The organism is Pseudomonas sp. G3-19, from assembly GCF_054855875.1.
The window spans coordinates 4,473,706-4,487,465 of sequence record NZ_JBMPIQ010000003.1 but is presented as its reverse complement, the minus strand read 5'-3'; the positions used below and the strand labels follow the sequence as shown (position 1 = coordinate 4,487,465).

At 60.6% G+C, this 13,760-nt stretch carries 11 protein-coding genes; 5 read left to right on the top strand and 6 right to left on the bottom strand.

What is annotated here, in order from left to right; all coding sequences use genetic code 11:
• Positions 1–29: 29 nt before the first annotated feature.
• The 4 genes from ACOYXI_RS20540 to ACOYXI_RS20525 form a co-directional block, all read right to left on the bottom strand.
• A complete protein-coding gene (locus ACOYXI_RS20540; RefSeq protein ID WP_007963450.1) occupies positions 30–353 on the bottom strand; it encodes a hypothetical protein in 324 nt (107 codons plus the stop codon).
• Between the two features lie 162 nt (positions 354–515).
• Complete coding sequence (locus ACOYXI_RS20535) at positions 516–842, bottom strand: hypothetical protein (RefSeq protein ID WP_461675234.1); 327 nt, start codon at positions 840–842, stop codon at positions 516–518.
• A gap of 189 nt (positions 843–1,031) precedes the next feature.
• Positions 1,032–2,375, bottom strand: a complete 1,344-nt coding sequence (locus ACOYXI_RS20530; RefSeq protein ID WP_461675233.1) for an aryl-sulfate sulfotransferase — start codon at positions 2,373–2,375, stop codon at positions 1,032–1,034.
• A gap of 23 nt (positions 2,376–2,398) precedes the next feature.
• Positions 2,399–4,759 (bottom strand): TonB-dependent receptor, encoded by a 2,361-nt coding sequence (locus ACOYXI_RS20525; protein ID WP_223008398.1) that lies wholly within the window; start codon positions 4,757–4,759, stop codon positions 2,399–2,401.
• A gap of 165 nt (positions 4,760–4,924) precedes the next feature.
• Between ACOYXI_RS20525 and ACOYXI_RS20520 the strand changes: the two genes are divergently transcribed.
• Complete coding sequence (locus tag ACOYXI_RS20520; protein ID WP_135294725.1) at positions 4,925–5,869, top strand: LysR family transcriptional regulator; 945 nt, start codon at positions 4,925–4,927, stop codon at positions 5,867–5,869.
• A gap of 190 nt (positions 5,870–6,059) precedes the next feature.
• The gene (locus ACOYXI_RS20515) at positions 6,060–7,676 is read left to right on the top strand and encodes an alkaline phosphatase family protein (protein ID WP_223008397.1); all 1,617 of its coding nucleotides are present in this window, start codon (positions 6,060–6,062) and stop codon (positions 7,674–7,676) included.
• Between the two features lie 107 nt (positions 7,677–7,783).
• Here the strand turns inward: ACOYXI_RS20515 and ACOYXI_RS20510 are convergent, their stop codons facing one another.
• Complete coding sequence (locus ACOYXI_RS20510) at positions 7,784–8,704, bottom strand: TauD/TfdA dioxygenase family protein (protein WP_134785166.1); 921 nt, start codon at positions 8,702–8,704, stop codon at positions 7,784–7,786.
• A 181-nt stretch (positions 8,705–8,885) separates the two neighbouring features.
• Here ACOYXI_RS20510 and ACOYXI_RS20505 point away from each other — a divergent pair, with 181 nt between their 5' ends.
• Positions 8,886–9,806, top strand: coding sequence for a LysR family transcriptional regulator (locus tag ACOYXI_RS20505; RefSeq protein WP_045122247.1), 921 nt, complete (start codon positions 8,886–8,888; stop codon positions 9,804–9,806).
• Between the two features lie 121 nt (positions 9,807–9,927).
• Here ACOYXI_RS20505 and ACOYXI_RS20500 read toward each other — a convergent pair whose 3' ends face one another.
• Positions 9,928–10,941: an ABC transporter substrate-binding protein gene (locus ACOYXI_RS20500; protein WP_210556892.1), complete on the bottom strand. Its 1,014-nt coding sequence runs from the start codon at positions 10,939–10,941 to the stop codon at positions 9,928–9,930.
• A 407-nt stretch (positions 10,942–11,348) separates the two neighbouring features.
• Here ACOYXI_RS20500 and ACOYXI_RS20495 point away from each other — a divergent pair, with 407 nt between their 5' ends.
• Positions 11,349–12,947 (top strand): ABC transporter permease, encoded by a 1,599-nt coding sequence (locus ACOYXI_RS20495; RefSeq protein WP_223008396.1) that lies wholly within the window; start codon positions 11,349–11,351, stop codon positions 12,945–12,947.
• Positions 12,944–13,759, top strand: a complete 816-nt coding sequence (locus ACOYXI_RS20490) for an ABC transporter ATP-binding protein (RefSeq protein ID WP_139053629.1) — start codon at positions 12,944–12,946, stop codon at positions 13,757–13,759. The genes ACOYXI_RS20495 and ACOYXI_RS20490 overlap by 4 nt, the downstream gene beginning before the upstream one ends.
• The last annotated feature ends 1 nt before the right edge of the window (position 13,760 follow it).

Sequence of the window (13,760 nt, the reverse complement as noted above, 5' to 3'; positions counted from 1 at the left end):
TTGAGAAGAAATCTGGCGCTGGCTGCGCCTCATGCGTGGCGAACGAAGTCGCCCGGCAGGCTGCTGACCACGCCGTCATAGGTAACGCGCACGCAGTGCCCCTGCAGTTCATGAGTGCCGCGACTTGGCGAGAACAGGGTCAGGGCGAAATAACCGTGATCCTGGTTATTGGCAATCAGCGTGACCACGGTTGGCGGCTGGTAGCCGTTGAGGCTGGCATAACGGCCACTGACAATGCCGTAGTTGATGCCTTGGTGATGCAACGTGCCGCCGAAGACCCCGGTGCGGTCATCGGAATCGACAATGGTCAGAGAGGGCCCATCGAGGGTGTTGGAATAAAGCGCGTTTTGCATGTAAGCGTCCTGCTCGAATGATTGAGTTCACCGCGAGCTTAGAATCAGACGCCAGCAAACGCTGTCATCCACAGGAAGCACAACCAACATGAAAATGACTTATTTCATGTAAGAAAAAAGCCGCCAGGCTAAATAGCATGACGGCTTTTTTGTGACACAAAATTACTGCTTAACAAACTCTCCAGCCAGATTAACAACATCACCATCAAAGTTGGTGCGCGAACCCGCAGCACGAACTTTCGAATAGTTGTGATCCGGCGAGAACAGCGCCCAGGATTGATAACCTGTGCCGTCATTCAGAGCCGCGAAGGTGATGATCGTAGGCTGCCCGGTGCTGTTCTGGAAATGGTAATGCCCGTAAGCGATGTCGTAGTTCACGCCGTTCTGGTTCAACTTGCCGCTGAAGGTGCCGTTGGAGTCGTTGCCATCGGTAATCGTCAGTTTGGCGCCAGCGTTAGCGTTTACATAAGTTCCATTAATGCTCGACATAACGTGATTTCCTTTATCGTTGGATAAGTGTCTTCCGATGAGAGCAAGTTCCCTCCTGGAAACTCACGACACTCAGGATGGTTGGCCATTCACTTATTGTCCACGCGACTTTTCAACGAAATTGCAATAAGCACTATTCATCTCGCACATAAATTATCGCGATTCACTCGAGCATTAATTCCATTTCAACTAACGACTGGCACTGGTCTGCTGCACTGCCGATATCGGGGCAATCACGGCGGTCTCGGAGCGCGGCGTACCCTTCGGCACCCAGTCGTAACTCACGGGCAACGCCCGATAGACCCAGTTGCTGATCGCGTCGCTGCCCGGTGCTTTACCCAGATAAGGACTGACGTATTCCCAGACGTTTTCGCCGCCGGCCGTGACCTGGAAAAAGCGCCCGTTCATGCCTTCGTCGATCAGCGTATTGCCGTTGGGCAAACGTCGCGCGCTGCTGATGAACGAGCTATAGAACGCCCACCCCGGCTGCTTCGAATTCGCCGCGCTGTACTGCCAGACGATTTCATTTTTCTGCGGGTCGATTTCCAGCACTCGCGAGCCGGAAATAAGCCCGAGGGTGACGTTCGGGTACCCCGCCGAACCCTGGTTGTCGAACACCAGCAGGTTACCCGCGCCGGGCAGCCCGGCAGGGATGATGTGCGCGTCGTGCTGGCCGACAAATTGATCCACCGGACGCGGCAGTTTCTGCGCGGTTTTCGGGTTGATCAGCGGCAGGTTCGGGCCGAGGCGCCAGACCACTTTGCCGCTGTGTTTGTCGATGATCGCGATGAAGTTGGCGTTGCGTGAATCGAGCAACAGGTTATCTGGATTGAAGCGCTTGTCCCCGGCATCGAACCACTTGTTCGGCCCGACCACGCTGAGGTTGTTGATGTGCAGGTAATCCGGGTTGTCGCTGGCGCGCACCAGCTTCAGTTGCTCCTGGGTGAAGCCGAATTCGTTGAGGTGTTCCGAGGCCAGCCACTGCCATTTCACCTGCCCGTCGGGGCTGACTTCGTAGATCGCATCGTCGATCACCTCGGGCACTTTGAAGCCTTTGACCTTGTGCACCTTGTTCGCCAGCACCACGGTATTGCCGTTGCTCAGGCGTCGCTGATCATGGTGTTGCTGCGCGGAGCCACCGGGCGCCTTGTCGCCCCACTGCCAAACCACTTTGCCGTTCCAGTCCAGCTCGCCGACGCTCTGATTGCCCAGGCCGTTACCGGCGGAGCCGAGCTTGCCCGGATCCTTGTCACTCAGTTGCAACAGCACATGCCCGCGCTCGCCGCCGACCAGTTGCGGGTCGATGATCGCCGACGGAAACCCCGCCTGCGGCCAGGTTTTCACCTCGTTGCCGTTCATGTCGATCAGGTGCGTCTGCTTGTCGGCACCACTGAAAATCACGTATTGGTTGAACGCCTTGTTCGGGTCGTAGCGGGTGACGCCGGTCGGGTACACGCTGGGTGCGGCGAACACCGAGGTACTCAACGCTGCGCCGGATAACAACAGCGCTAAAGCGGTTTTGCCTGGCAACATGATGCAGCTCCTTGAATGACAGATCAGAAGTCGTAGCGACCGGTAACGCCGAGGGTGCGCGGCGTACCGAGCAGGCCTTCATAACCGCCGTTGCCGCCGGTCCACAGGGTCGTGTAGTAGGTCTTGTCGAAGGCGTTCTTCAGCCACAGCGAAACGTCCCACTGGCCCTGATTGAAATCGCCGCGCAGACCGGTGGACAGGTTGACCACCGCGTAGCTCGGGATCTGCCCGTAGTCGGAATCTTCGACCGTGCCCACCGCTTTGGAGCGGAACGCGTAGCTGCCGGTGACGTAGGGTTGCAGACCGTTGGCCAGATTCCATTCGTATTTGCCGTTGGCGTTGCCGATCCATTTCGACGCGCCGACCACCTGGTGCCCGCTGAGGTCGCAGGACGCCGGTGCGCCCGGTGCCTGGCTGACTTCCGGCGGGCATGGCGCATCTTTGTACGAGAGGTAGCTGACGTCGTTGTACGAGCCGTTGAAGTTCAGCGTCAGGCCGCGCAACGGGATCACCGTGCTTTCGATTTCGACGCCGCGCGAGCGCACCGAGCCGGCGTTGGTCAGGTATTGCACGCGGTTGACGTCGTCGTAGGCGTTGGTCTGGTAAGCGTTGACCTGAGTCCAGAAAACGTTGGCGTTGAGTTGCAGACGCCGATCCCACAGGGTGCTTTTGAAACCGAGTTCGGCGTTGTTGGCGCGCTCGGTGCCAATCAGCAGCGAGTCGGCGCCGGCGGTTGGCGCCGAACCCACCGCAAGGTTCACCCCACCGGATTTTTCGCCGTGGGACAGCGTGGCGTAACCGAGCAGATCATCGGTGATGCGATAGCTGAGGTTAAGCAACCCGGAGGGGCTTGAGCTGTACTGATTGAGATCGCCGGAATCGTAGGCGCCAGTGCGTCCGCGGCGTGCCGTGGCCGCTGCACCGGTGACAGTGGCGCCACCGACCGGCGCATCGCGGGTGACCCAGGCGTTCTTCTCTTCATAGGTGCCACGCACCCCGGCGGTGAAGTCCAGGCGCTCAGTGAGGTGCCAGGTGCCTTGGGCGAACAGGGCGAAACTGTCGGTCTTGATGTGGCCGTTGCCGACGCTGCCGACGTTGGCCAGGGCACCGCGTGGCGTGCCGTTCCAGATGTCGGCCTGCGGGCCGTAATAGGCGAAGGATTTGTTGTCCAGATCCGAGCCGAAGTAGTACGCGCCCACCACGTAGTCGAAGAACTCGCCCTTGGGCGAGGCCAGGCGGAATTCCTGCGAGTACTGTTTGTCTTCGACCGAAACCCCGGCGTTGTAAGTCGCCGCAACGTTGAGACCGTCGTCGTTGGCCGGGGTGAAATTCCAGAAGCGATACGAGCTGATCGAGGTCAGGGTGAAATCGCTCGGCAGCGTCCAGTTGGCCTCCACCGACGTGCCACCCTGATGCACGGTGACGTGCTGGTCGTTGTCCAGATTGACCTTGCGGTGCGAGCCGTTGACCAGCGTCGCACCGGCCGCATTGGCCCGCGATTGATAGAGGTTGACGCCATTGATGGTCGGCCCGGTGTTGTACAGCACGCGGGTGCCGGCGCTGGAGTCCTCTTCGTTGTAATCGCCGATCCAGCGCAGATTGAAATCTTCGTTGGGCTTGAACAGCAACTGCGCGCGGAAGCCATCGCGCGAGCCTCCGTTCAGGTCATGGCCGTTGTATTCGTTCTTTATATCGCCGTCGCTGCGGGTGCGATAGGCCGAAAAGCGCCCGGCCAGTTCATCGTTGATCGGCCCGGAAATCGTGCCCTTGGTCTGGAAGTAGCCGTCCTCGCCGAACGAGGTTTCGATGCTGCGTTCAGGAGTGAACGTCGGTGCGCGGGTGCTGATGTTGATCACCCCGGCGGTGGTGTTCTTGCCGAACAGCGTGCCCTGCGGCCCGCGCAGGACTTCAAGCTGTTCGATGTCCATCAGGTCAAACACCGCCATCCCCGGACGGCCCAGATACACGTTGTCGATGTACAGACCGACGCTGCCTTCCAGGCCGTCGCTGGCCGGGTTGTTGCCCAGGCCACGAATCGACACGCTGGACTGGCGCGCGTGCATGTAGGCGACGTTGACGCTCGGCACCAGTTGCTGCAAATCCTGAATCCGGTAGACCCGCTGGGTTTCCAGGGTCTGGCCGCTGACCACGCTCATCGGCGTCGGCACATCTTGCGAACTTTCCTCGCGACGGCGGGTGGTAACGGTCACGGTTTCCAGCTGCGAGCTGTGGGCCGCGGGTTTACCGGCGGGAGCTGGCGGCGGGGTCTCGGCGTCGGCGGCGTAGCTGTGAGTCCAGCTGGCACTCCCCGCCAGCAACAGGGCCAGAGGCAGGCGTTTGAGCCGTCGTGGCGTTAAGGGTGACGCAAGGTTCAACGGACTCATGGCGCGGCTCCTGGTCAAAAAACACACAGACATCTTCAGCGCTGCATATTCTTTTCAGTTATTTATTTATGGATTTACAAATATTTACTGCATAAGAGATTGCCTTTATAAGGAGTCGACCTAATGCATATCCAATGCATTTCCCGGATATTTTTTATGTGAAAAATGCATATCGACTTGCGCCAACTTCGACACTTCATCGCCCTCGCCGAACAACGCAGCTTCGTCGCCGGCGCGCAGGCGGTGAACCTGTCGCAGTCGGCGTTCAGCCGCAGCATTCAGGCGCTGGAGCACAGCGTCGGCTGTCAGTTGGTCGATCGCGGGCGCAAGGACCTGCCGCCGACCAAACAGGGCCAAGTGCTGCTCGAACATGCACGGCGACTGGTCAGCGGCGCGCAGCAGATGGCCAACGAGATCAGTCAGTTCAATGGCCTGGAGGCGGGCGAGCTGCGCTTCGGTTGCGGCCCGGCGCCGGCGGCCGGATTGATCCCGCGCGCGATCGGCGCGTTCATCGGGCGCTACCCGAAAGCGCGGGTGCAATTTCAGGTCGATGACTGGCAGAGCCTGAGCAAACGCCTGCTCAGTGAGGAATTCGAATTCTTCGTCGCCGACACCCGACACTTCGAAGCCGATCCGGATTACCTGACGTACCGCTTGCGGCCGCGCAAATGGCATTTCTGTTGCCGTGCCGGGCATCCGCTGGCCGCTCTTGAACGAGTCACGGCCGAGCAATTGATGAGCTATCCACTGGCGGTGAGCATTCGTCCGCCGAACCTGCGCAAGGTCATCGTCGACCTCAGCGGTCGCCCGGATTTCACCCCCAATGTCGAATGCGAAAACAGTTCCAGCCTGCTCAGCGTGGTACTACGTTCGGAGGCGATCGGGATTGTCGGGGCGTATTCAGATGCGCTGCATCAGGCCAAGGGTGAGCTGGTGTGTTTGCGGATCGAGGGTCTGGCGGATGATCTGGAAGAGCTGTACACCCGCTACGGGATTGTCAGTCGGGCGGGGTATCGGTTGTCGCCGCTGGCCGAGGCGATGATTGAGCAGATCAAGGCGATTGATGCGGTGGATGATGAGGTGTGTTCGCTGGAGAATTTTGCCGTCTGAGCCACTGCCTTCGCGAGCAAGCCCGCTCCCACATTTGGAATGCGTACTCCTGTGGGAGCGGGCTTGCTCGCGAAGGCGTCGCCACTCACACCGATGCATCCACTGCATAAAACCCATTCCCCAAATGCACTTGCCGAACACCCCTGCCGAAAGCGACAACCCTCGCCTGTCCTTCTGACCGGTGAACCCCATGCCCACCCCGCAAAACCCTGTGCGCAACGTCCTGTACATCATGTGCGATCAGCTGCGCCGCGATTACCTGTCCTGTTACGGTCATCCGCATCTGCACACGCCGAACATCGATCGCCTGGCCGCCGCTGGCGTGCGCTTCAGCCGTGCCTACACCCAGGGCACGATCTGCGGCCCGTCGCGGATGTCGGCCTATACCGGACGCTACGTCAGCAGCCATCAGGTCGCATGGAACGCTGTGCCGTTGCCGCTGGAAGAACTGACGATCGGCGACTACCTGCGCCCCCACGGCATCCGCACCGCGCTGGTCGGCAAGACCCACGCCACGGCCAATGTCGACGCCTTGCAGCGTCTGGCGATCAACCCGGACAGCGCGCAGGCCGAAGTGCTCAACGAGGTCGGTTTCGAGCCGTACTTCCGCCACGACGGAATCTTCCCCAACGACCCGCTGTTCGACGACAAACGCGAATCCGCACCCTACACCCATTACCTGCGCGAGCAGGGCTTCGACGGGCGCAATCCCTGGCACGACTGGGCCAACGCCGCCGAAGGCGAGAACGGCGAAATCCTCAGCGGCTGGCACATGCGTCATGCGCATTTGCCAGCGCGAATTCCCGAGCAGTTCTCAGAGACTGTCTACACTACAAATCGAGCCATCGACTTCATCACCGAGCAAGGTGAGAAATCCTGGTGTTTACACCTCTCCTACATCAAACCGCATTGGCCCTACATCGTACCGGCGCCATACCACGCCTTGTACAGTACGAAATCGATTCTCGAAGCGGTCCGCGCGACGCCCTCCGAAGCCAGCAAACACCCCGTATACACGGCGTTTCGCCAGCATGAGGAAAGCCTCAACTTCTCCCGGGACTCAGTACGATTGAATGTAATCCCCACTTACATGGGCCTGATCAAGCAGGTGGATGACCAACTCGGGCGGCTATTCGATTTTCTGCAGAGCAACGGTCGTTGGGATGACACCTTGATCGTGTTCACCAGCGATCACGGCGACTTTCTCGGCGACCACTGGCTGGGCGAGAAGGAGTTTTTGCTGGAACAGGCAGTGGGCGTGCCCCTGATCGTGCGCGACCCGCGCGCCGCGGCGGACATCACTCGGGGCACGGTGGATAAGCGGCTGGCAGAAACCATCGACGCATTGCCGACATTTCTGCAGGCACTGGGCTTGCCGAAAGCCGAGCATCGGCTGGAAGGACGCTCGCTGATCCCGCTTTTACACGGAGAAAATCCCGACTGGCGCCGCTACGCCATCAGCGAATACGACTACGCCTTTCAGGCCCCGGCACGCGAGCGACTTGGCCAGCCGATCGACCGCTGCCGCATGACCATGGTGCGCAGCGAGCGCTGGAAATACCTGGCGTACGACGGCTTCCGGCCGCAGTTGTTTGATCTGCTGAATGATCCGCAGGAGTTGCGCGATCTGGGTGATGATCCTGATTACGCTGCAGTGCGCGAGGAGCATGCGGGATATCTGTTCGAGTGGGTACGCGGCTTGAAGCGGCGGACCACGATCAGTCATCAGGAGATCGATCTGCGCGGGCAGCGGTTTCGCTATGGCGAGCCGGAGACCGAGAAAGTCGTGCAGATTGGAGTTTGGTGAAAGAGCTTCGCGAGCAAGCCCGCTCCCACAGGGTTCTGTGTCGTTCACATCCACTGTGTTCAACACATTTCCACTGTGGGAGCGGGCTTGCTCGCGAAGAGGCCCGATCAGACGCCGACGAGCTCGGCACCTTTGATGGTTTGACTACGCTGCCCCGAAGCCCCAACCGGCACTTCACCCTTGAGCGTCACCCGCCGCACGATACGATCCTGAGTGCCGTAATCATCAATCGCATAATGCTGAGTCGAACGGTTATCCCAGATCGCCACATCACCGGCCTTCCAGCGCCAGCGCACGGTGTTTTCCTGACGAATCACATGGCTCTGCAACAGGCCGAACAGGTGCGCCGAATCGGCTTGCGAATACCCCTTGATGCGTTTGACGAAGTGCCCCAGCAGCAAGCTTTTCTCGCCGCTGATCGGATGCACACGCACCACCGGATGCTCGGTCTCGTAGACGGTCGAGGTGAAGACCTTGCGGTAGCGCTCCAACTTCTCCGCCGACACGTCTGGCTTGGCCCCGGCGTAGTCGTATTCGTTGCTGTGTACGGCGACCAGTTTGTCCGCCAGCTCGCGCAGTTCGCTCGGCAGTTCGTTGTACGCGGTCGCGGTGTTGGCCCACAGGGTGTCGCCACCGAAGGCCGGCGCCACCACCGAGCGCAGGATCGAGGCTTTCGGGTAGGCGTCGACGAAGGTCACGTCGGTGTGCCAGGAGTTGGCGCGCTGGCCCTCGGCCCCGTCCAGTTCCAGCAGATAGCGTGTGCCCTCGCGCACCGGTACGGTCGGATGTGCCACCGGCTCGCCGAGCAGATGGGCGAAGGCTTCCTGGCGCTGATCGTCGAGCTGGGTCTGCTCGCGGAAGAACACCACCTTGTACTGGATCAGCGCCTGCTGAATGGCTTCGACGGTGGCGGCGTCCAGTTCTCCGGACAGGTGCACACCACGGATCTCGGCGCCGATACGGCCGGCCACCGGATGGATTTCCAGCGCGTGGACAGCAGGTTTTACAGCGAGTGCGGCATTGCTCATGGGTAGACCCTCATCGACTGCTTGCGGTTAGGCGGCAGCGAAACATCGCTCTATCTATATTCCATTTACATCTAATAGATATTCACATGCTTCGTTGACGGAATAAGAGCTTGCATTTAAAACCTCAAGCAACCCTCGTCGCAAATGCCTTCGAGCTATTTTTAGGATGCCGGAAAAGCATATGGATCTTCGCCAGTTGCGCTACTTCATCGCCCTCAACGAACACCGCAGTTTTGTCCGTGCGGCAGACGCGATGGGCATCACTCAACCGGCGTTCAGCCGCAGCATTCAAGGGCTGGAGCAAGAGTTCGGCTGCGTGCTGGTGGATCGCGGCAACAAGGATCTGCGCCCGACGCCCGAAGGCCAGGTGGTGCTGCAACACGCCCTGACCCTGGTGCAAGGCGCGGCGCTGCTCAGCGCGGAAGTGACGCAGATGACCAAGCTTGATGCCGGGGAACTGCACTTCGGCTGCGGCCCGGCCCCGGCGGTGAAACTGGTGCCGGATGCGGTGGCGCAATTCATCAACGCGCACCCGAAAGTGCGCACCTGTTTTCAGGTGGATAACTGGGAAAAACTCAGCCGTGCGCTGAGCCGTGAAGAGATCGAATTCTTCATCGCCGACATCCGCCACTTCGAAGCCGACCCGAACTTCCAGACCCAGGCCCTGACGCCCAAGCGCGGGGTGTTTTTCTGCCGTCCCGGGCACCCGCTGCTGGCCAAGGAAAGCCTGTCGACCAACGACATGTTCGACTACCCGCTGGCGACCACATTGATCCCGCCGGGGATTCGCAAACTGCTGGCGAACCTCAGCGGCCGGATCGATTTTTCGCCGACCATCGAGACCGAGCATTTCCCGGCGCTGGTGAAAGTGGTGCTGCAATCGAATGCCATCGGCATCGGTACGGAAGAGGCGTTTTACGAGGATATTGCCCAGGGTTCACTGGCGCTGCTGCACTGGCGCAATCTGCCGCAGAATCTGGAGAGCATGAACGCGCGCTGCGGGATTGTCAGTCGCACAGGATTTCGCTTGTCGCCGGCAGCAAGAGCGATGATCGAAACGTTGGTGGCGGTGGATAAGCAGGAAGTCAGCGTCGCGGTTTGAGGACGCCTTCGCGAGCAAGCCCGCTCCCACAGGGGATTGTGGTGAACACAGTTTTGTATTCACGCCGATCCACTGTGGGAGCGGGCTTGCTCGCGAAAAGGCCCGTCCAGACACTGGAGATTCAGAGCTTGGCCGCCGCCAATTCAGGCGCTACCCAATCACTGACCTTGAACGGCTTGCGAATCAGCTTCTGCTGCGCCGCCAGGTCCACCGAATCCTGCAACTTGCCGAGGAACACCGGGTCCAGCGTCGACGGGAACACTTCGCTGAGTTTCTGATCCGCCAGATCCTGGGTCAGGATCACCGGTGGATAACTCGCCAGCCCCGACACCAGTTGCACATAAGCGTCCTTGTTGCTGTCCCGAGTCAGCCACTCAACCGCCTGCTGCTGCGCCTTGAGCAGTTTTGCCACGACCTCCGGGTGCCCGTCGACGAACTTGCCGGTGCCGACCAGCACTGACTGCACACTGCCGGCGCCACCCAGATCCTTGGTATTGAGCGGCAATTCAGCCAGCCCCTTGGCTTGCAGTGCCGTCAGCCCTGAGCTGCCCCACGACGCGTCGATCTGTTTCGCCGCCAAGGCCGCGACCGCGCCGCTGAAGTCGAGATTGATCACTTTCAGATCCTTCTCGCTCAAGCCCTGACTGGCCAACGCCGCATCAAACGACAACTGCGTGGCGGTGCCACGGAAGATCGCCACGCGCTTGCCTTTCAGATCCTGCAGGGTCTTGATCCCCGACCCCGGCACCACGCCCAGATACTGTTTCACCCCGCGCGCACTGGCGCTGAGCAAACGCGTGTCGAGGCCATTGGACTTGCCGATGATCGCCGCGAGGTCGCCCAGATACGCCAGATCGACCTGACCATTGGCAAACGCCTCGTTGATCACCGGCCCGGCGCCCTTGAAAAAGCTCCACTGAATCTTGATGCCCTGATCGGCGAAGGCTTTTTCGAAGATCTGCTGATCACGCAGCACATCCACCACACCGCCGCCGCTGTGCTGGGTGCCGGCGCTCAGGTCGGGCACAGCGATCCTGATTTCCTTGAGCTCGTCGGCCTGCGCGGTAATCGCCAACAGGCCCGCCAGTGCCGGAATGGCAAACAGACTGAAGACTCGTTTGAAGGGAAAGTTCATGGGTACGGCTCCTTGATCACGACAGGCGTTGAGGAGCCGAAAGTAGGCCGAAGCAAGACCTTCGCTTAAATACTATAAATGCACATTTTTATAACCATTAACGCTAAGCAAGCAACAACGCGGGCTGCAGCGCGTATGCATTAACAGCATCGAAAATATTCTTCAAATGCATTGGATGCGCGTCGCGCTGCGAGCCTTAAATGGTCTGGCTTATCTCTCAATAGAATTGATTTGAATTTTTATAGATCGATTTTGCATACACCGCTAGCCAATTGTGGGAGCGGGCTTGCTCGCGAAGAGGCCGTGTCATTCACCATCATCGGTGCCTGACACTCCGTCTTCGTGAGCAAGCCCACTCCCACACAGGCACAGCGGTTCGCCATGCAACCCGACAACGGAGGTCACCCATGGCCCGTGATTCCCTGCTCAGCCTGCCGCTGCCCGCGCCACCTCTGAAAAGCCGGCGCGCGTGGCCGAGCCTCAACCAACGTCTGTTGCCATGGCTGTTGCCGATCAGCCTGTTCGCTCTGTGGTGGCTGGCCGCACGCAATCAATGGATGAGCGAGCAGATCCTGCCGGCGCCATCGCTGGTGTGGAACAGCGCCATCGAGCTGTCCCAGGGCGAGTTGTGGAGTCATTTGTGGATCAGCCTGCAACGTCTGCTCTGGGGCTTGCTGGCAGGGATCTCAGCTGGTGCGCTGCTGGGTGCCGCGCTGGGCTTCAGCCGGCGTCTCGAACGCCTGGTCTTCCCGACGTTCGCCGGTCTGGCACAGGTACCGACGCTGGCGTGGATTCCGCTGTTCATGGTGTTTTTCGGCATCGGCGAAGTGCTGAAACTGGTGGTGCTGATCAAGGCCATCGTGGTGCCGGTGACCCTGCACACCCTGGTCGGCGTTCGTGATGCGCAACCGAAACTGCGCGAAGCCGCCGCCGTACTGCGCCTGCCGTCGTACTTGCTGATCCGGCGTCTGGTGTTGCCTGCCGCGCTGCCGGCGTTCATGGCCGGCGTACGTCTGGCCCTGGCCGCCGGCTGGACTTCATTGCTGGCGGTGGAGCTGCTGGCGTCCAGCGAAGGCATCGGTTACCTGATGGTCTGGGCACGGCAACTGTTCATGCTCGACATCGTGTTCGTGTGCATCGTCGTCATCGGTGTGCTCGGTGTCGCGATGGATCGCGGCATCGGTTTTCTCGACCGCAAACTGGTGCACTGGCCGCACCCGGCGACTGCGGAAATCCGTCGTGGCCCGCGCCATGAAGGCTGGCAGCGGCTGCAACCGTGGCTGTTGCCACTGGGCCTGATTGGCGTCTGGCAAGTGGCGAGCGATCAGCAGTGGGTCGATGCGAACATCCTGGTCAGCCCGCTGGCGGTACTGGAAACGACCAGGAACGGTCTGCTCGACGGCACGCTGATCAGCGGCATGGCCTTGAGCCTCGGTCGTACCCTTGGCGGGTTGCTGCTGGGCGGCGGACTCGGTTTCGCCCTCGGCCTGTTGCTGGGTCTGTCGCGCACCAGCGAACGGCTGCTCGGCCCGACTCTCGCCGCCATTCGCCAGATCGCGATTTTCGCCTGGGTGCCGCTGCTCACCGCGTGGTTCGGATTGGGTGAATTGGCGAAGTGGGTGTTCGTCGCCCTCGCCGCGTTTTTCCCGCTGTTCATCGCCACCCAGCGCAGCGTCGCCAACCTCTCGCCACAACTCAACGAAGCCGCGCAGGTGCTGCGCCTGAGCCTCGGCCAGCGCCTGCGTCGTCTGGTGCTGCCGGGTGCGGCGCCGGGGATTTTCGCCGGGCTGCGCCTGAGTCTGATCTACGCCTGGCTCGGCACCATCGGCGCCGAATATTTCATGCCGTCCAACGGCGGCATCGGCAGCCAAATGATCGGCGCCCAACAACTGCTGCGCATGGACCTGATCATGGCCGCGATGCTTTTGGTCGGCCTCACCGGCGCCCTGCTCAACCTCATCGGCCAACGCCTGGAAATTCGCGCTACTCGCTGGAGACACGCATGAACGCACCGATTGTCAGCTTCACCCACGTAGGCAAATCCTTCGACGTCGACGGTTTCGAACTGGAGGCGATTCGCGAATTCAACCTCGACATCGCCGAGGGCGAATTTGTCGCCATCGTCGGGTCCAGCGGTTGCGGCAAATCCACCTTGCTGCGTTTGCTGGTGGGTCTGGATACGCAGTTTCGCGGGCAGATCAGCGTCGATGGCAAAGCGGTCAGCGGCATCGGCGGCGAGCGCGGCATCGTGTTTCAGGAGCATCGGCTGTTCCCGTGGCTGACGGTGGCCGACAACATCGGTCTGGGCCTGGTCAACGAGCCGCTGAGCACCGCCGAAAAGCAGCAGCGCATCAACGATTTCATCGATCTGGTCGGCCTGCACGATTTCACCCGCGCCTATCCGCACCAGCTCTCCGGCGGCATGGCCCAGCGCGTGGCGATTGCTCGCGGACTGGTCGCCAGCCCACGGATCCTGCTGCTCGACGAACCGTTCGGCGCCCTTGATGCGTTGACCCGTCAGCAGATGCAGGACGAACTACTGGCGATCCGCGACCGGGCAAAAATCACCACGATCCTCGTCACCCACGACGTCGAAGAAGCGATCTTTCTGGCCGACCGCGTGGTGGTGATGGAGCCGCGTCCGGGGCGGATCAAGCAAGTGGTCGATATCGCCCTGCCGCACCCGCGTCAGCGCAGCAGTTTCGACTTCCATCAGTTGCGTGAAGAGCTGCTGCACGAACTGACCAGTGACGACCATTACCAACCGAGCCTGCCGGTCCAGATCCGCGATCTGCCGCTGTCGTTCATTGCCTGCTGAG

What these genes read in the sequence shown, in the direction of transcription:
- ACOYXI_RS20495 (WP_223008396.1), top strand. Translation starts at nt 11,349, where the DNA reads ATGGCCCGTGATTCCCTGCTCAGCCTGCCGCTGCCCGCGCCACCTCTG.
- ACOYXI_RS20535 (WP_461675234.1), bottom strand. Translation starts at nt 842, where the DNA reads ATGTCGAGCATTAATGGAACTTATGTAAACGCTAACGCTGGCGCCAAA.
- ACOYXI_RS20520 (WP_135294725.1), top strand. Translation starts at nt 4,925, where the DNA reads ATGCATATCGACTTGCGCCAACTTCGACACTTCATCGCCCTCGCCGAA.
- ACOYXI_RS20490 (WP_139053629.1), top strand. Translation starts at nt 12,944, where the DNA reads ATGAACGCACCGATTGTCAGCTTCACCCACGTAGGCAAATCCTTCGAC.
- ACOYXI_RS20530 (WP_461675233.1), bottom strand. Translation starts at nt 2,375, where the DNA reads ATGTTGCCAGGCAAAACCGCTTTAGCGCTGTTGTTATCCGGCGCAGCG.
- ACOYXI_RS20505 (WP_045122247.1), top strand. Translation starts at nt 8,886, where the DNA reads ATGGATCTTCGCCAGTTGCGCTACTTCATCGCCCTCAACGAACACCGC.
- ACOYXI_RS20510 (WP_134785166.1), bottom strand. Translation starts at nt 8,704, where the DNA reads ATGAGCAATGCCGCACTCGCTGTAAAACCTGCTGTCCACGCGCTGGAA.
- ACOYXI_RS20540 (WP_007963450.1), bottom strand. Translation starts at nt 353, where the DNA reads ATGCAAAACGCGCTTTATTCCAACACCCTCGATGGGCCCTCTCTGACC.
- ACOYXI_RS20515 (WP_223008397.1), top strand. Translation starts at nt 6,060, where the DNA reads ATGCCCACCCCGCAAAACCCTGTGCGCAACGTCCTGTACATCATGTGC.
- ACOYXI_RS20525 (WP_223008398.1), bottom strand. Translation starts at nt 4,759, where the DNA reads ATGAGTCCGTTGAACCTTGCGTCACCCTTAACGCCACGACGGCTCAAA.
- ACOYXI_RS20500 (WP_210556892.1), bottom strand. Translation starts at nt 10,941, where the DNA reads ATGAACTTTCCCTTCAAACGAGTCTTCAGTCTGTTTGCCATTCCGGCA.